The organism is Streptomyces sp. NPDC048481 (assembly GCF_043200075.1).
Classification (GTDB): Bacteria; Actinomycetota; Actinomycetes; order Streptomycetales; family Streptomycetaceae; genus Streptomyces.
The window spans coordinates 1-15,867 of sequence record NZ_JBICXC010000003.1; the positions used below are offsets into that span (position 1 = coordinate 1).

Annotated in this window: 14 protein-coding genes; 3 read left to right on the top strand and 11 right to left on the bottom strand. The window is 73.4% G+C overall.

What is annotated here, in order from left to right:
• The first annotated feature begins 675 nt into the window (after positions 1-675).
• Positions 676-1,737 (top strand): tryptophan--tRNA ligase, encoded by a 1,062-nt coding sequence (gene trpS, locus ACGFSH_RS10655; protein ID WP_393347009.1) that lies wholly within the window; start codon positions 676-678, stop codon positions 1,735-1,737.
• Here trpS and ACGFSH_RS10660 read toward each other — a convergent pair.
• Positions 1,641-2,675: a GlxA family transcriptional regulator gene (locus ACGFSH_RS10660; RefSeq protein ID WP_393347011.1), complete on the bottom strand. Its 1,035-nt coding sequence runs from the start codon at positions 2,673-2,675 to the stop codon at positions 1,641-1,643. The two genes, trpS and ACGFSH_RS10660, sit on opposite strands and share 97 nt — an antisense overlap.
• Positions 2,676-2,749: 74 nt before the next feature.
• Between ACGFSH_RS10660 and ACGFSH_RS10665 the strand changes: the two genes are divergently transcribed.
• The gene (locus tag ACGFSH_RS10665; protein WP_393347013.1) at positions 2,750-3,337 is read left to right on the top strand and encodes a cysteine hydrolase family protein; all 588 of its coding nucleotides are present in this window, start codon (positions 2,750-2,752) and stop codon (positions 3,335-3,337) included.
• 26 nt (positions 3,338-3,363) lie between these two features.
• Here ACGFSH_RS10665 and proC read toward each other — a convergent pair whose 3' ends face one another.
• From proC to ACGFSH_RS10695, 6 genes are all read right to left on the bottom strand, one after another.
• Positions 3,364-4,176, bottom strand: coding sequence for a pyrroline-5-carboxylate reductase (gene proC / locus ACGFSH_RS10670; protein WP_393347015.1), 813 nt, complete (start codon positions 4,174-4,176; stop codon positions 3,364-3,366).
• A 129-nt stretch (positions 4,177-4,305) separates the two neighbouring features.
• Positions 4,306-5,109 (bottom strand): ABC transporter permease, encoded by an 804-nt coding sequence (locus ACGFSH_RS10675; protein WP_393347017.1) that lies wholly within the window; start codon positions 5,107-5,109, stop codon positions 4,306-4,308.
• Complete coding sequence (locus ACGFSH_RS10680) at positions 5,106-5,972, bottom strand: ABC transporter ATP-binding protein (RefSeq protein WP_393347019.1); 867 nt, start codon at positions 5,970-5,972, stop codon at positions 5,106-5,108. The genes ACGFSH_RS10675 and ACGFSH_RS10680 overlap by 4 nt, the downstream gene beginning before the upstream one ends.
• Positions 5,973-6,187: 215 nt before the next feature.
• On the bottom strand, positions 6,188-6,967 hold the full coding sequence (locus tag ACGFSH_RS10685) for a class I SAM-dependent methyltransferase (RefSeq protein ID WP_393347021.1): 780 nt from the start codon (positions 6,965-6,967) through the stop codon (positions 6,188-6,190).
• Positions 6,968-7,100: 133 nt separating this feature from the next.
• A complete protein-coding gene (locus tag ACGFSH_RS10690; protein WP_393347023.1) occupies positions 7,101-7,667 on the bottom strand; it encodes an EamA/RhaT family transporter in 567 nt (188 codons plus the stop codon).
• Between the two features lie 195 nt (positions 7,668-7,862).
• Positions 7,863-8,201 carry an SH3 domain-containing protein gene (locus ACGFSH_RS10695; RefSeq protein WP_393347025.1) on the bottom strand — a complete coding sequence of 113 codons (339 nt, stop codon included), beginning with the start codon at positions 8,199-8,201 and terminating at the stop codon, positions 7,863-7,865.
• A 181-nt stretch (positions 8,202-8,382) separates the two neighbouring features.
• On the opposite strand from ACGFSH_RS10695, the gene ACGFSH_RS10700 reads away from it, so the two are divergent.
• Complete coding sequence (locus ACGFSH_RS10700) at positions 8,383-10,827, top strand: serine/threonine-protein kinase (RefSeq protein WP_393347027.1); 2,445 nt, start codon at positions 8,383-8,385, stop codon at positions 10,825-10,827.
• Between the two features lie 174 nt (positions 10,828-11,001).
• On the opposite strand, the gene ilvD is transcribed toward ACGFSH_RS10700, so the two are convergent.
• From ilvD to ACGFSH_RS10720, 4 genes are all read right to left on the bottom strand, one after another.
• The gene (gene ilvD / locus ACGFSH_RS10705; protein ID WP_393347029.1) at positions 11,002-12,855 is read right to left on the bottom strand and encodes a dihydroxy-acid dehydratase; all 1,854 of its coding nucleotides are present in this window, start codon (positions 12,853-12,855) and stop codon (positions 11,002-11,004) included.
• 110 nt (positions 12,856-12,965) lie between these two features.
• Positions 12,966-13,571, bottom strand: a complete 606-nt coding sequence (locus ACGFSH_RS10710) for a TetR family transcriptional regulator (protein ID WP_393347031.1) — start codon at positions 13,569-13,571, stop codon at positions 12,966-12,968.
• Positions 13,568-14,620: a sugar phosphate isomerase/epimerase family protein gene (locus ACGFSH_RS10715; RefSeq protein WP_393347033.1), complete on the bottom strand. Its 1,053-nt coding sequence runs from the start codon at positions 14,618-14,620 to the stop codon at positions 13,568-13,570. The genes ACGFSH_RS10710 and ACGFSH_RS10715 overlap by 4 nt, the downstream gene beginning before the upstream one ends.
• A 280-nt stretch (positions 14,621-14,900) precedes the next feature.
• Positions 14,901-15,833, bottom strand: coding sequence for a Ppx/GppA family phosphatase (locus ACGFSH_RS10720; RefSeq protein WP_393347035.1), 933 nt, complete (start codon positions 15,831-15,833; stop codon positions 14,901-14,903).
• Positions 15,834-15,867: the final 34 nt, after the last annotated feature.

The following is a 15,867-nucleotide window of genomic DNA, read 5'->3' on the forward strand; positions in this document are numbered from 1 at the left end:
GAACGGACGCTTCCTTTGTACTCACCCGAACTTCTCGGGCTTTCCTCCGGGCGCTTCCCTTCGGTCTTGCGTTTCCGACTCTATCAGATCTTTTCCCGATCCGATTTCCTCGGTGCTTTCCAGGTTCCCGCTTTTGTTTCGCGGTTTCCCTTTCCGGCGATTCCGACTCTATCAGATCCTTTCGGGCCTGATTCCCAGTCAGAGGGGGCTTGTCTTCCCGGCTGTTGGGCCGTTCCGACGAGTGAGACTTTAGCGGATTCCCGGCCACCGAAGCCAATCGGGGTCCTGCGCCCTTTCGAACGCGGATTCCTCATTTCGCGAATAGACACCGGAACGACGCGACGGCAGACGAATGCACTGCACGTCGAGAGGTGGTGGTTACCTGCGGAATGGCCGTCCGGGGACCGACCGGGGTCGGCGCTCACGTCGGACAACTCGGAGAACACTACGTATGCGGTCGGGGTGTGTCAACTCATGTCCCGGTGGCATCCCTGAGGCGTACGCTGACCCCCATGACTACGCGTACGTGCACCCAGCTGTGGTGGGCCGCCTGACGGCGGCCGCGCTCACGTATGCACTCAACGGCCGCCGCTTCGGCGGCCGTTCTCGTATCTCCCTCCAGGGTTTCAGGGGATCGGCCGGCCGGGGCGGCGGTCTCGACCAGGAGGTGGAGAGATGAAGCGGGTCTTCAGCGGGATCAAGCCGACGGGGCACCTGACGCTGGGGAACTACCTGGGAGCGCTTCGGCAGTGGGCCGAGGTGGACCAGCACCGGGCGGACGCGTTGTTCTGCGTGGTCGATCTGCACGCCCTGACCGTGGAGCACGATCCGGCGCGGGTGCGCCGGCTGAGCCGGCAGGCGGCGACGCTGCTGCTGGCGGCGGGACTGGATCCCCGGCTGTGCACCGTCTTCGTCCAGAGCCATGTGGACGAGCACGCCCGGTTGTCGTACCTGCTGGAGTGCGTGGCCACGGACGGCGAGATGCGGCGGATGATCCAGTACAAGGAGAAGGCCGCGCGGGAGCGGGAGCGCGGGGGCGGCGTCCGGCTGTCGCTGCTGACGTATCCCGTGCTCATGGCGGCGGACATCCTCGCCTACGCGACCGACGAGGTGCCGGTCGGCGACGACCAGGCGCAGCACGTGGAGCTGGCGCGGGATCTGGCGGTGCGGTTCAACCAGCGGTACGGGCACACGTTCGTCGTGCCGAAGGCCACGCTTCCGGCGGTGGCGGCGCGGGTGATGAACCTTCAGGATCCGGGGTCGAAGATGGGCAAGAGCGACGACTTCGGGCCCGGCATCGTCTATCTGCTGGACGAGCCCGACGTCGTCCGGAAGAAGGTGATGCGGGCCGTCACCGACAGCGGGCGGGAGGTCGTGTACGACCGTGCCGGGCGGCCCGGGGTCGCGAACCTGCTGGAGATCCTCGCCGCGTGCACGGGCGGTGATCCGCAGGCGCTGAGCACCGGGTACACGTCCTACGGGAATCTGAAGAAGGACACGGCCGACGCGGTGGTGGAGGTGCTGCGGCCCTTGCGGGCCCGGCACCAGGAACTGTGCGCCGACCCCGGGTACGTGGAGCGGGTGCTGCGGGACGGGGCCGAGAAGGCGCGGGCCATGGCCCGGCCCGTGGTGGACGGCGCCTATCGCGCGATCGGGCTGCTTCCGCCGCTGGTGGAGCCTGGGGTGGAGTCCGCGGCGGAGCCGGTGGCGGGGGCCGCGCTGAACGCGGCTCGGTAGGCGCGCGGGCTGGTGGCGAGGCGCGCTGCGAAGTGCTGGCGCATCGTGACCTCGCTGCCGAACCCGGCGCGGCGGGCGACCTCGGGCATGGGGAGGTCGGTGCGTTCGAGGAGTTTCTGGGCGGCGGCGACGCGCTGGTCGAGGAGCCAGCGCAGGGGGGTGGTCCCGGTCGCCGCGGCGAAGTGGCGGGCGAAGCTGCGCGGGGACATGCCGGCGTGCGCGGCCAGGCCGGCGACGGTGAGCGGTTCGTGCAGGTGGCGCAGGGCGTGTTCGCGTACGGCGGCGAGGGCGTCGGCGTCCCGGTCGGCGTGCGGGGTGGGGTGTTCGATGAACTGGGCCTGGCCGCCGGTGCGGAAGGGGGCGGTGACCATCGAGCGGGCGATGGCGGCGGCCGTCTCCGCGCCGTGGGAGCGGCGGACCAGGTGGAGGCAGAGGTCGATGCCGGCCGCCGTGCCGGCGGCGGTCCAGATGTTGGCGTCCTCGATGAAGAGGGCGTCGGGGACGACGGTGACCCGGGGGTGGTGGGTGCGCAGGAGGTCGACGAGGTGCCAGTGGGTGATCGCCCGGCGGCCGTCGAGGAGACCGGCCTGGGCGAGGGTGAACGCGCCGCCGCAGAGGGCGGCCAGGGTGGTGCCGCGGGCGTGGGCGCGGCGGAGGGCGTCCAGGACGGGGGCGGGCGCCGGGGTGAGGTGGTCGTCGAGGCCGGGGACCAGGACGAGGTCGGCGCGGGCGAGCCAGCCGAGGGGGCGGTCGGGCAGGAGGGCGAGGCCGCCGCGCATCGGGATCGGCGTGGTGATGTCGGCGGAGACTCTGCGCAGGTCGAAGGCGGGGACGCCGCGGTCGGTGCGGTCGGCGCCCCAGACCTCGGTGATGACGGAGACGTCGAAGGCGCGGATGCCGGGGAAGGCGACGAGGGCGACCCGGTACGCAGGCTTCATGGCTGGCAGTAAACCATCGATCGATGACTTCGCGGACTCTGGGGCGCGGGCCGGCCCGGCGGCAGGATCGGGGCATGGACATCGCAGAGAACGCAGCGCTGGTGGTCGTCGACGTGCAGAAGGGGTTCGAGGAGCTGGAGTACTGGGGGCCGCGGAACAATCCCGGGGCCGACGACAACATCGCCGCCCTGGTGGACGTGTGGCAGGGGTCGGGGCGGCCGGTCGTGTTCGTGCGGCACGACTCGGAGAAGCCGGGGTCGCCCCTGCGCCCGGGGTACGAGGGGAACGGGTTCAAGGAGTACGTGGAGGAGCGCCGGGGGAAGGGCGCGGGGGCCGAGCTGTTCGTCACGAAGACCGTGAACTCGGCCTTCCTGGGGACGCCCGATCTGGGGGCCTGGCTCACGGCTCAGGGGATCTCGCAGATCGTGGTGGCCGGGATCCAGACCAACATGTGCGCCGAGACGACGGCGCGGATGGGCGGGAACCTCGGGTACGACGTGCTGTTCGCGTACGACGCGACCTACACGTTCGATCTGGAGGGGCCGTTCGGCTGGCGGCGTGGGGCCGACGAGATCGCGCAGGCCTCGGCGGTGTCGCTGCACGGGGGCGGGTTCGCGCGGGTGGTGACCACGAAGGAGATCGTGGAGGCGGCCGGCGTCTGACCGCCTCCGCGCCCTCCCGGTGAGGGTCAGTCCTTCTTGCCCGCGGCGAGTTCGCGGCTGCGGTCGCGGGCCGCTTCCAGGGCGGCGATGAGGGCGGCCCGGACGCCGTGGTTCTCGAGTTCGCGGATGGCGTTGATGGTCGTGCCCGCGGGGGACGTGACGTTCTCGCGGAGCTTGACCGGGTGCTCGCCGCTGTCGCGGAGCATGGTCGCGGCGCCGATCGCGGACTGGACGATCAGGTCGTGGGCCGTGTCGCGGGGCAGGCCGAGCAGGATGCCGGCGTCGGTCATCGCTTCCACCAGGTAGAAGAAGTACGCCGGGCCGGAGCCGGAGAGGGCGGTGCAGGCGTCCTGCTGGGACTCGGGGACGCGGAGGGTCTTGCCGACGGCGCCGAAGATCTCCTCGGTGTGGGCGAGGTGGGCGGGGGTGGCGTGGGTGCCGGCCGAGATGACGGACATGGCCTCGTCGACGAGGGCGGGGGTGTTCGTCATGACGCGGACCACCGGGGCGCCGGCGGCGAGGCGCTCCTCGATGGAGGCGGTCGTGATGCCGGCGGCGCCGCTGATGACCAGGCGGTCGGCGGGGACGTGCGGGGCGAGTTCGTCCAGGAGCGCGCCCATGTCCTGCGGCTTGACCGTGAGGATCAGGGTGTCGGCGGTCTTGGCGGCCTCGGTGTTGGTGACCGGGGTGACGCCGTGCCGGGAGCGGAGTTCCTCGGCCCGCTCGGCGCGGCGCGCGGTGACGAGGAGGTCGGCCGGGCGCCAGCCGCCTCGGATCATGCCGCTGAGAAGGGCTTCGCCGATCTTGCCGGTGCCGAGGACTGCGACTTTCTGGGTCATGGCGGAGGGTCCTTTGGGGTGCGTCGTCCGTCGTCCGGGGTCATCCTCGCACCGGGGGTGCGGGGCGGGGCCGGATGTCCGGTGGGCGGACGACGCGTCCCGGGGGCGGCCGGACGCGGCCCGGCGCGGTCAGGGGGTGCGGCGGCGCAGCGTCGCGGCGCCCAGGAACAGGACCAGGAGGGCGCAGCCGGCGACGACGAGGACGTCGCGGACGAAGGTCGCCGTCATGTCCGTGTGGTGGAGGACCTCGTTCATGCCGTCGACGGCGTAGGACATGGGCAGGATGTCGGAGACGGCTTCCAGGGCGGGGTGCATGGTGTCGCGCGGGGCGAAGAGGCCGCACAGCAGAAGCTGGGGGAAGATCACCGCCGGCATGAACTGGACGGCCTGGAACTCCGAGGCCGCGAAAGCGGAGACGAAGAGGCCGAGCGCCGTGCCGAGCAGGGCGTCCAGGAGGGCCACCAGGAGCAGGAGCCAAGGGCTGCCGGTGACGTCGAGGTCGAGGAACCACACGGCCAGGGCCGTGGCCAGGGCCGACTGGACGATCGCGAGGGCGCCGAAGGCGAGCGCGTAGCCGGCGATCAGGTCCCCTTTGCCCAGTGGCATGGCGAGGAGGCGTTCGAGGGTGCCCGAGGTGCGTTCGCGCAGGGTGGCGATGGAGGTCACCAGGAACATCGTGATCAGCGGGAAGACGCCGAGCAGGGACGCGCCGATGCTGTCGAAGGTGCGGGGGCTGCCGTCGAAGACGTAGCGGAGCAGGAACAGCATCACGCAGGGGATGAGGATCAGCAGCGCGATCGTGCGCGGGTCGTGGCGCAGCTGGCGGAGCACGCGGGCCGCGGTGGCGGTGGTGCGGGACGCGTTCAGGGCGCCGCCGGGCGCCGGGGCGCGGGACGCGGCGGCGGGCGGGGCGGGGGGCGTGCGCGTGGTCATCGGGTGCTCTCCTTGGCTCGGGCCGTCCGTGCGGCGGCGTCCACCAGGTGCAGGAACGCCGACTCGACGGTGTCGGCGCCGGTGCGGGTGCGCAGGGCGTCGGGGGTGGCGTCGGCGAGGATCCGGCCCTCGCGCATGAGGAGGAGGCGGTGGCAGCGCTCGGCCTCGTCCATGACGTGGGAGGAGACCAGGAGGGTCGCGCCCCGGCTCGCGGCGATGTCGTGGAAGAGGTTCCACAGGTCGCGGCGCAGGACGGGGTCGAGGCCGACGGTGGGCTCGTCGAGTACCAGGAGTTCGGGTGCGCCGAGGAGGGCGACGGCCAGGGAGACGCGGTTGCGCTGGCCGCCGGAGAGGTTGCCGGCCAGGGCGTCCGCGTGGGTGGTCAGGTCGACGTCGGCGATGACGCGGGTGACGTCGTCGGCGCGCCGGTCCGCGGCCGCCCGGCCGGGGTCGAGGATCGCCGCGAAGTAGTCGAGGTTCTGGCGGACCGTCAGGTCGTCGTAGACGGAGGGGGCCTGGGTGACGTAGCCGATGCGGGCGCGCAGTGCGGGGTGGCCGGCGGGGCGGCCGAGGACGTCCAGTGTGCCGGTGACCTTCGCCTGGGTGCCGACGACGGCGCGCATGAGGGTCGACTTGCCACAGCCGGAGGGGCCCAGGAGGCCGGTGATCTGGCCGCGGGGGACGGTGAAGTCGAGGGCGCGCAGCACGGTGCGGGGGCCGCGGACCACGGTGAGGCCCTGGGCGCGGACGGCCGGGGCGGCGAGGTCGTCGGGGGCGGCGGGGGCGGGCCTGAGCGGGGTCTGCTTCTCGGTCGGCCGCGCTTCCCCGTCGGGCGGACGGGAGCCGGACCTGAAATTCATCATGCGATGAATAATGCTCGCGCCGGTGGTGAGGCGTCAAGCGGCGCGGGCGCGGAGAGGTGGAGGGTCGGCCGCTCCGTAGGCGGGGGAAGACCCCTCCGGGGAACAGCGGGCGGCCCTGAGGGGAACGTGCGCGCGCGGCGGCCCTGGAGGTGGGCCGCCGCGCGGGAGCAGACGTCGGGATGAGGGCGGGAGTCGGCCTCGGGGGTCGCCTCGGGTCAAGGCCTGGTCGTGAGCAGCAGGACGACGTCGTAGACCTCTTCGACGAGGCCGTCGGGGAAGACGCGGGTCAGGTGCTCGCGCTCCTCGGCCAGGAACGCCGCCGTCGCCTCCTCGCCCTGCACCAGGAAGGCCGAGTGGCTGCCGATGTTGGCCAGATGCGTGTCGATCGGGACGCGGCGGCTCCAGCGGACCTCACGGCGGACCGGGTCCAGGCGGCCCGAGGGGTCGACGGCACGGGCGCTCACGTTCCGGTCGGGGCCGGGAACGTCCTGGCCGAAGTGCCGTGCGATGCGCCGGCTCTGCTCGGCGAGCCAGGCCACGTCCGGGGCGTCGGTGTTCCACCACAGGGCCAGCGCCCCGCCCGGACGCAGCACGCGCAGCGCCTCCGGGACCGCGCGGGCCGGGTCGGTCCAGTGCCAGGACTGCGCGTAGGTGAGGAAGTCGAGGCAGGCGTCGGCCAGCGGCAGGCGGTTGCCGTCGCCCCGGACGACCGGCACCTCGGGGAGGACCCGCCGGAACTGCGCGGCCATGCCCTCTCCCGGTTCGACGGCGACGACGTCCGCGCCGCGGGCGTGCAGGAGAGCGGTCGAGATGCCGGTGCCGGCCCCGACGTCCGCGACCCGCGCGCCGGTGAGCGGGCGGCCGGCCAGTTCCTCGATCGCGTCGAGGAGGGCGGTCGGGTACGAGGGACGGTTGGCGGCGTACTGGGCCGCGGCGGAGTTGAAGGAGTGGGCTCTGGCCGCGTGGACCCGGGCTGCGTGGGAGGAGACCGTCATGCGGCCATGCTCGCGGGGGGCGGGCGCGGAGGGGAACGGGTTTACGGGCCCATGACGACGCGGACGAGCCGAGGAAGATCCGGACGGGGGCCCAGGACGGCGCACCGGGGTTCGGGCGGGTGGCCGTCCGCCGTCAGGCGCGGCGGCGCTTCTTCGAGGGGTTACCGGTGCGGCGGGTGGAGCGCCGGGTGTGGCGGCGGCGGGCCTCTTCGAGTTCCCGGCGGTGCAGCCCCTCACCGGGGGCCTCGACGAGCGTGCGGAAGAAGTAGGCGAGCAGGGAGCCGACGAACCCGATGGCCAGCAGGCCGCGCAGGGAGGCCTGGCGGTCGGGGTCGGGGCGCTTGGTGAAGCCGTCCCACGTGTGGCGGAAGGCGAGGGCGCTGCACACCGCGAACATCACCACGATCAGGACGGTCACGAAGCCGCCGAGGTCGGCGATGGCGATGCCCTGGTAGGCGAAGCGCAGCACGAGGCAGGAGACGGCGGCAGCGGCGAGGGAACCCACGGCGGCGGCGGCCCGGCGGACCGCGTAGCCGCGGAGGCCGGGGTCGTGGTCCACCCAGGTGGTGCCGAAGAAGCGCAAGGGCTCCGGGCGGGGGCCGGGCCCGGAGTCCACGCCGGCGGGGGTTCCGGCCGCCCGGCCGGCCGGGGTGCCCAGGAAGCCCGCCGAGGTGTCCGGGGTGCCGTTTTCGTCGCTCACGGGACGATTATGGCTCCGGGCCGGCGCGGACCTGCGGGCGGGCCGCCCGGAACCCCGTCGTGAGGGCGGGCGGCTGAAGGCCCCTCGCGACGACGCTCCGGGCAGCCCGTCAGCGCCGGATCGGACGCGGGGCCCCGGAACAGGCGCGGCGGTCTGCTCGGGCGCGGGGCTTCGAAGGCGGCCCCGGCGGTCGTATCAGGCGCAGCGTCCGGCGACGAAACCGTCGCTGCCGGTGTGCACGTACGCGTCCGCGACGAACTGGCCGTCCCCGATGTTGTCCCAGATGGTCGACGTGCCGTACGGGCCGGACACCGAGGTGCCCCGCGTCTGGCAGTGGATCGGGACCTTGACGCCCTCGGCCAGCACCCTGACCACCGAGTAGCCGGTGCCCGGGCCGCTGCGCACGTTCAGCCGGACGCCCGGGGCCACCGGGTAGTAGGTGAGGGCGACCGTCTTGAGATCCGCCGCCGTGACGGCCACCGCCGTCTCTGCGCTCTCGGCCTCTTCCACCCGTTCCACGCGTTCCACGGACATGAAAAACCTCCCCCGTCGGACCCCATGAGTGCCATGGGGCCACGTTGATTCCCTCGGATCCCGCAATGAAACACCTGTGCAGAATTCGCACGCGCAGGCTAGCAAGCCGCCTCTGCGCCCTCGGAGTCATCGACTAGGCTCCGTGCGTCGCGCGCACGGTTGAACAGCACGGGGGTGGTTCATGTCGCCACAGCGCAACACCGGAGCGGGCGCGGAAGCGGAACTTCCGGAGTACGCCGGCCACTACCGCCTGCGGGAACGCCTGGGCTCCGGTGGCATGGGCGAGGTGCACCTTGCCCGCAGCACCTCCGGGATGAAGGTCGCGGTGAAGATCGTGCACGCCCGGTTCGCCCGCGATCCCGAGTTCAGGGGCCGTTTCCGGCAGGAGGTGGCCGCGGCCCGGCGGGTGAGCGGGGCGTTCACCGCGCCCGTCGTCGACGCCGACCCGGAGGCCGAACGGCCCTGGATGGCCACCCTGTTCATCCCCGGGTCCACCCTCGCCGAGCAGGTGAAGCGGAACGGGTCCCTGAATTCGGGTGAGTTGCGGCGGCTGATGGCCGGGCTCGCGGAGGCGCTGCGGGACATCCACCGGGTCGGGGTGGTCCACCGGGACCTCAAGCCGAGCAACGTGCTGCTCGCCGACGACGGGCCGAAGGTGATCGACTTCGGCATCTCCCGGCCCAAGGACAGCGAACTGCGCACGGAGACCGGCAAGTTGATCGGCACACCGCCGTTCATGGCGCCGGAGCAGTTCCGGCGGCCCCGCGAGGTCGGCCCGGCCGCCGACGTCTTCGCGCTCGGGTCGGTCATGGTGCACGCGGCGACCGGACGCGGGCCGTTCGACTCCGACAGCCCCTACGTCGTCGCCTACCAGGTCGTGCACGACGAACCGGATCTGACCGGCGTGCCGGACAACCTCGCGCCGCTGGTCTCGCGCTGCCTCGCCAAGGAGCCGGAGGAGCGGCCCACTCCGGACGAGTTGATGCGGGAACTGCGGTCGGTGGCGGCCTCGTACGACACGCAGTCGTTCCTCAACCAGTCGTTCATACCGTCGCAGCGGGCCCTCGGAGACGGCTGGACGGACCGGGCGGACGTCGAGGCAGGGGACTCGCTAGGCATTGGGCCGACGGATCCGGCGGATGTCCGGACGACGGATGTCGGGACGACGGATCCGGCGGGCTTCGTGGACCTGGGGGAACCCGTGCGCCCCGGTGAACCGGTGGGTCCGGCGGTTTCGGGGGTCACGGGCGTCTCGGCGGCGACGGGGGCGTCCGTGGAGCCGTCGGCGGCTCTCGGGGAACCGGAGCGGTCGGAGGTCTCCGAGGAGACGTCGGGGGGCGCGTCCGCGCAGGTGGACGGGGCCGGACGGGCGCCGGGCGGGCGGGCCGGGGCGTGGGCCCGGGGCCGGGGCGGGCGGCGGCGCGGGCGGGTCGCTCTGGCGGCCGGCGCGATGGCCGTCGTCCTCGTCGGCGGCGCGCTCGGCGCCGCGATGTTGTCCGACGGCGGCGACTCGGACCGTGACACGCGAGGCGACGCGGCCGGATCGCCCTCCGCCTCGCCCCCTTTCCGCCCCTGGAGCACCCGGCCGGCCAAGGCCGCGCCCGGAGCGGGCTCGGGCGCCGGAACGGGCGGCATGCCGTTGTGCGCGACCGGCGCGAAGCGGGTGCTCTGCGCGCAGCCGGGTCTGGTGTCCGCGCTGGACGCGGGCGACGGGCACGTGCTGTGGCGGCACGCGCTCGCCGACGGCGACCGGCCGGCCGAGGCGCCCGCGCTCGCGGGCGGTGCGGCGCTGGTGGTCACGCACGCGGGCAGGCTCGTCGAGGCGCTCGCCCCGGCCACGGGCGCCCCGCGCTGGCAGCGGGGACTGTCGGGGTACGTGAGCTGGCGCGTGGCCGGCGGCACGCTGCTGCTGACCGCGGCCGACGGGACGGTCACCGGTGTGGCCGCCGCGACGGGCGGGACGCTCTGGAGCCACCGCATCCCGGGGGTGAGCGAGCCCTACTTCGCGTCCTTCCCGGGCGATCCGCTGGCGTACGCGTCGGGCGTCACCGACGACGGGCACACGAGGATCACCGCCGTCGACCCCGCCACCGGCGAGGTGCGGTGGAAGGCGCGGCTCGACGGCGCGCTCGACCTGGTGGGCACCGCCGCAGGCAGCGCGGTCCTGCTGTCCCGGGGCGGCGGTGACGGCACGGTCGACGCCGTCGTCCGCTACGACCCCGCGGGCCGGGCGGCGCGGCGGGTCCGGCTGGACGTCACGATGCAGGAGGCACAGGCCACGGTGCACGGCGACCGGGTGTACCTGCTGGGCTTCGACGGCACGCTGACGGCCGTCGACACGGCCGCCGGACGAAAGGTGTGGTCCCTGCAGAGCGCGGTGAGCCGGGGCTCGGCGCCGGCCGCCGACGGCGGACACGTCTACTTCAGCGCCGCCGACGGGCGGCTCCTCGCCGTCGGCGCGGCGGACGGCAGGCTCCTCGGGCAGACGGCGCTGCGGCTCGGCGCGCACTCGGACCGGGTGGTGGCCACGCTGCCCGCGCCCCAGGCGGCCGGCGACCGGGTCTACGCGGGCGCCCCGGACGGCACCGTCTTCGCGGTCGACGGACGGGACCCGGCGCGCTGGTGATGCCGGCCGCGCCCGGCGGGGCGGGCTGCCCCGGTAGCGCGGACGGAGCCGCTGACGCAGGCGGGCGCGGCGCGGCGGTCTCGGTCGCCGGCCGTCAGGTGGCGGATGTGTCGAGGGCCGCCTCCGGGATGCGGAGACGGCCCTCATGGGGACACCGGGCCGGCGGGGTGGGCGTCAGCCGAGCTTCGACACGTCCCGTACCGCGCCCTTGTCGGCGCTCGTCGCCATGGCGGCGTAGGCGCGCAGCGCGGCGGACACCTTGCGTTCGCGGTTCTTCGGCGCGTACACGCCACCGAGGGCCGCCTCGCGCCGGGCCAGCTCGGCGTCGTCGACGAGCAGCTCGATCGTGCGGTTCGGGATGTCGATGCGGATGCGGTCACCGTCCTCGACGAGGGCGATCGTGCCGCCGGACGCGGCCTCGGGCGAGGCGTGGCCGATCGACAGGCCCGACGTGCCGCCGGAGAAGCGGCCGTCGGTGACCAGCGCACAGGTCTTGCCGAGGCCGCGGCCCTTGAGGAAGGACGTCGGGTAGAGCATCTCCTGCATGCCCGGACCGCCCTTGGGACCCTCGTAGCGGATGACGACGACGTCGCCGTGCGTCACCTGCTTGTTGAGGATCTTCTCGACGGCCTCCTCCTGCGACTCGCAGACGACGGCCGGGCCCTCGAAGGTCCAGATCGACTCGTCGACGCCGGCCGTCTTGACCACGCAGCCGTCGACCGCGAGGTTGCCGCGCAGGACGGCGAGGCCGCCGTCCTTGCTGTAGGCGTGCTCGGCGGAGCGGATGCAGCCGCCCTCGGCGTCCTCGTCCAGCGCCTCCCAGCGCTCGGACTGGGAGAAGGCCTCGGCGGAGCGGACGCAGCCGGGGGCCGCGTGCCACAGTTCCACGGCCTCGGGGGACGGCGAGCCGGCGCGGACGTCCCAGGTCTTCAGCCAGTCCCCGAGCGACGGGCTGTGGACCGCGTGCACGTCCTCGTTGAGCAGTCCCGCGCGGTGCAGTTCGCCGAGGAGGGCGGGGATGCCGCCGGCGCGGTGCACGTCCTCCATGTAGTACGTGCGGTCCTTCGCGACGTTCGGCGCCACCTTGGCCAGGCAGGGCACGCGGCGCGAGACCTCGTTGATCTCCTCCAGGCCGAAGGGGACGCCCGCCTCCTGGGCGGCGGCGAGGAGGTGCAGGATCGTGTTGGTCGAGCCGCCCATCGCGATGTCGAGGGCCATCGCGTTCTCGAAGGCCGCGACGGTGGCGATGTTGCGCGGCAGGACCGTCTCGTCGTCCTGCTCGTAGTAGCGGCGGGTGATGTCCATGACCGTGCGGCCCGCGTCCTCGTACAGCGCCCGGCGGGCCGTGTGCGTGGCCAGGACCGAGCCGTTGCCGGGGAGGGACAGGCCGATGGCCTCGGTCAGGCAGTTCATCGAGTTGGCGGTGAACATGCCGGAACAGGAGCCGCAGGTCGGACAGGCGTTCTCCTCGATGCGGAGGATGTCCTCGTCCGAGATCTTGTCGTTCACGGCGTCGGAGATCGCGTCGACCAGGTCGAGGGTGCGGACCGTGCCGTCGACGAGCGTGGCGCGGCCGGACTCCATCGGGCCGCCGGACACGAAGACCGTGGGGATGTTCAGCCGCAGGGCCGCGTTCAGCATGCCCGGGGTGATCTTGTCGCAGTTGGAGATGCAGATCAGGGCGTCCGCGCAGTGCGCCTCGACCATGTACTCCACGCTGTCCGCGATCAGGTCGCGCGAGGGCAGGCTGTAGAGCATGCCGCCGTGGCCCATCGCGATGCCGTCGTCGACGGCGATCGTGTTGAACTCGCGCGGGATGCCGCCGGCCTCGCGGATGGCGTCGCTGACGATCCGGCCGACCGGCTGGAGGTGCGTGTGGCCGGGCACGAACTCGGTGAAGCTGTTCGCCACCGCGATGATCGGCTTCCGCCCGATGTCCGCACCGGGTACACCGGAGGCGCGCATAAGGGCGCGGGCGCCCGCCATGTTGCGTCCGTGGGTGACTGTGCGGGACCTCAGCTCGGGCATCGTCGCTCGCTCCTTCAGACGGGTGGGGCTGCTAACGAGCGTACGCCGGTCATCCAGGGGGCGGGACGAGGTGTCCGGAATGCGGGACGCATGTCTCGGCGCGGAGGCCCTCAGGGGCCGGTGAGATGCCCCTGAACGACCGGTGCCACGCGCGCGATGATCTGCTCCAGATCGGCCGAGGCCAGCGGCTCCACCTTGATCACGTACCGCAGCATCGCGCAGCCCACCAGCTGCGCCGCGGCCAGCTCGGCGCGCAGCTCGGCGTCCGGCAGGTCGAGCTGGGAGGCGATGCGGCGCAGCAGCTGGGAGGCGACCAGACGGCGGAAGACGGCGGCCGCGGTGTCGTTGTTGACGGCGGACCGCACGATCGCGAGCAGCGGCTTGCGGGTGGTCGGGTTCTCCCAGACGCCGAAGATGAAGCGGGCGAGACGTTCGCCGACCTGGTCCGGCGGCCCGTCGGCGACCGCCTCCGGCGCGTTCAGCGCGGGCGCGAAGGCCACCTCGATCGACGTCTCGAAGACCTGTTCCTTGGTGCCGAAGTAGTGGTGGACCAGGGCCGGGTCCACACCGGCCGCCTTGGCGATCCCGCGCACGGACGTCTTGTCGTAGCCCCGCTCGGCGAACTCCTCGCGGGCGGCGGTCAGGATGCGGTCGCGGGTGTCGCCCGACTCGGCCCGTGGGGGCCGGCCGCGCCGGCGGGCGGTGACGCCGCTCACCGGCGGCGCGCCCTCGCCGACGAGCGGCGCGACGACCGGGCGGACGACGACGGCGGGGCCGAGGGCGCCGACGGGGCCGGGACGGAGGAGTGGGACCCGGACTGCGGCGGGGCGGCGGCCCGGGACGCCGAGGACGGGGACGGGGAGCCTGACGGGCCGGATGGGCGTGACGGGCCGGATGAGGCCGAGGGGGCGGGGGACGCGGAGGAGGCGGGTGCGCCGGGCGTTCCGGGTGCGCCTCGGGACGCCGACGCCAGGTGCAGGCGGGTGAAGGCCAGCGCCTCCGCCAGATCGGCCTCCCGTTCGGCGCCGGACATCGCGCGCCGGGTGTTGACCTCGATCACGACGTGCCCGTCGAAACCGGTCAGCGCGAGCCGCTCCAGCAGCTCCGCGCAGGGCTGGGAGCCGCGTCCGGGCACCAGGTGCTCGTCCTTCGCGGAACCGTTTCCGTCGGCGAGATGGACGTGGCCCAGCCGGTCGGCCATGCGGTCGACCATGCCCATCGCGTCCGTGCGGGACGTCGCGGCGTGGCTGAGGTCGATGGTGAAGTGCCGGTAGTCGTCCTTCGTGACGTCCCAGTCGGGGGCGTAGGCGAGCATCTCGCGGTCGCGGTAGCGCCAGGGGTACATGTTCTCGACGGCGAACCGCACGTCCGTCTCGTCCGCCATCCGCCAGATGCCGGTGACGAAGTCGCGCGCGTACTGGCGCTGCCAGCGGAACGGCGGGTGGACGACGACGGTGCTCGCGCCGAGCTTCTCCGCGGCCGCGCGGGCCCGCTGGAGCTTGGTCCACGGGTCGGTCGACCACACCCGCTGCGTGATGAGCAGGCAGGGGGCGTGCACGGCGAGGATCGGGATCCGGTGGAAGTCGCTGAGTCTGCGCAGCGCGTCGATGTCCTGGCTGACGGGGTCGTTCCAGACCATGACCTCGACGCCGTCGTAGCCGAGGCGTGCGGCGATCTCGAAGGCCGTCGCCGTCGACTCCGGATAGACCGAGGCAGTCGACAGGGCGACCTTCGCATCCGGGATCCGCACGACTGGCTCTGCCATGGTGCACAGGTTACGGGGTGGGACCGGGTGGGTGCGGGGCCCTCGCGCCCCCGACGCCCGCGCGCAGTTGCGCCCTCGCACCGCCCGACGCGCAGCTCAGCTCCCTGTTCGGTGCGCCGTCCGGCCGCCGCGCGCGCCCCCTTGTCGGGTACGTCACGTCGGGCGGGTACGGCGCCTGCGCCACGGTCGTCGTGGGGCCGACGGCGGCCGCCGCGCTGCCGGGTCCGTCACCTCTGTCGCCTCTGTCGCCTCCGCGACTCCGGTCACGCCGACGGGTCCGTCACGCCGACGCCATGTGATCGAGTTTGCGCAGGATGACGCCCTCCCTGAGCGCCCAGGGGCAGACCTCGACCGACTCGATGCCGAAGAGGTCCATGGCCCCCTCGGCCACCAGCGCACCGGCGAGGAGCTGGTTGGCGCGGCCCTCGGAGACCCCGGGCAGCTCCGCCCGCTGGGCCGCCGTCATGCCCGCCAGCCGCGGCACCCAGGCCTCCAGGGACTCCCGCTTCAGCTCGCGCTGGACGTACTGGCCCTCGGTGGAGCGGGCCGCGCCGGCTATGCGGGCGAGCTGCTTGAAGGTCTTCGAGGTGGCGACGACGTGGTCGGGGGCGCCGAACCGGGCGAACTCGCCGACCGTGCGGGCGATCTGCGCCCGGACGTGGCGGCGCAGGGCCCGGACGTCCTCCGCGTCGGGCGGGTCGCCGGGGAGCCAGCCCGCGGTGAGACGGCCCGCGCCCAGCGGCAGCGACACCGCCGCGTCGGGCTCCTCGTCCATGCCGAACGCGATCTCAAGGGAGCCGCCGCCGATGTCCAGGACCAGCAGCTTGCCGGCCGACCAGCCGAACCAGCGGCGGGCGGCGAGAAACGTGTGCCGGGCCTCCTCGGCGCCGGAGAGAACCTGAAGCTCGACGCCCGTCTCGGCCCGCACGCGCGCGAGGACCTCGTCGGCGTTGCTGGCCTCGCGCACGGCCGAGGTCGCGAAGGGCAGCAGATCCTCGACGCCCTTGTCCTCGGCGGCCTGGAGCGCCTCCCGCACCACCGCGATCAGTCTGTCGACGCCCTCGGCGCCGATCGCCCCGTCCCCGTCGAGGAGTTGGGCAAGGCGCAGTTCCACCTTGTGCGAGTGCGCGGGCAGCGGGCACGCGCCCGGGTGTGCGTCCACCACCAGCAGATGCACCGTGTTCGATCCCACGTCGAGGACACCGAGTCTCATGCAGGGAACGCTACTGCCCCACCGGACGGTCCAG

What these genes read in the sequence shown, in the direction of transcription:
- trpS (WP_393347009.1), top strand. Translation starts at nt 676, where the DNA reads ATGAAGCGGGTCTTCAGCGGGATCAAGCCGACGGGGCACCTGACGCTG.
- ACGFSH_RS10660 (WP_393347011.1), bottom strand. Translation starts at nt 2,675, where the DNA reads ATGAAGCCTGCGTACCGGGTCGCCCTCGTCGCCTTCCCCGGCATCCGC.
- ACGFSH_RS10665 (WP_393347013.1), top strand. Translation starts at nt 2,750, where the DNA reads ATGGACATCGCAGAGAACGCAGCGCTGGTGGTCGTCGACGTGCAGAAG.
- proC (WP_393347015.1), bottom strand. Translation starts at nt 4,176, where the DNA reads ATGACCCAGAAAGTCGCAGTCCTCGGCACCGGCAAGATCGGCGAAGCC.
- ACGFSH_RS10675 (WP_393347017.1), bottom strand. Translation starts at nt 5,109, where the DNA reads ATGACCACGCGCACGCCCCCCGCCCCGCCCGCCGCCGCGTCCCGCGCC.
- ACGFSH_RS10680 (WP_393347019.1), bottom strand. Translation starts at nt 5,972, where the DNA reads ATGATGAATTTCAGGTCCGGCTCCCGTCCGCCCGACGGGGAAGCGCGG.
- ACGFSH_RS10685 (WP_393347021.1), bottom strand. Translation starts at nt 6,967, where the DNA reads ATGACGGTCTCCTCCCACGCAGCCCGGGTCCACGCGGCCAGAGCCCAC.
- ACGFSH_RS10695 (WP_393347025.1), bottom strand. Translation starts at nt 8,201, where the DNA reads ATGTCCGTGGAACGCGTGGAACGGGTGGAAGAGGCCGAGAGCGCAGAG.
- ACGFSH_RS10700 (WP_393347027.1), top strand. Translation starts at nt 8,383, where the DNA reads ATGTCGCCACAGCGCAACACCGGAGCGGGCGCGGAAGCGGAACTTCCG.
- ilvD (WP_393347029.1), bottom strand. Translation starts at nt 12,855, where the DNA reads ATGCCCGAGCTGAGGTCCCGCACAGTCACCCACGGACGCAACATGGCG.
- ACGFSH_RS10715 (WP_393347033.1), bottom strand. Translation starts at nt 14,620, where the DNA reads ATGGCAGAGCCAGTCGTGCGGATCCCGGATGCGAAGGTCGCCCTGTCG.
- ACGFSH_RS10720 (WP_393347035.1), bottom strand. Translation starts at nt 15,833, where the DNA reads ATGAGACTCGGTGTCCTCGACGTGGGATCGAACACGGTGCATCTGCTG.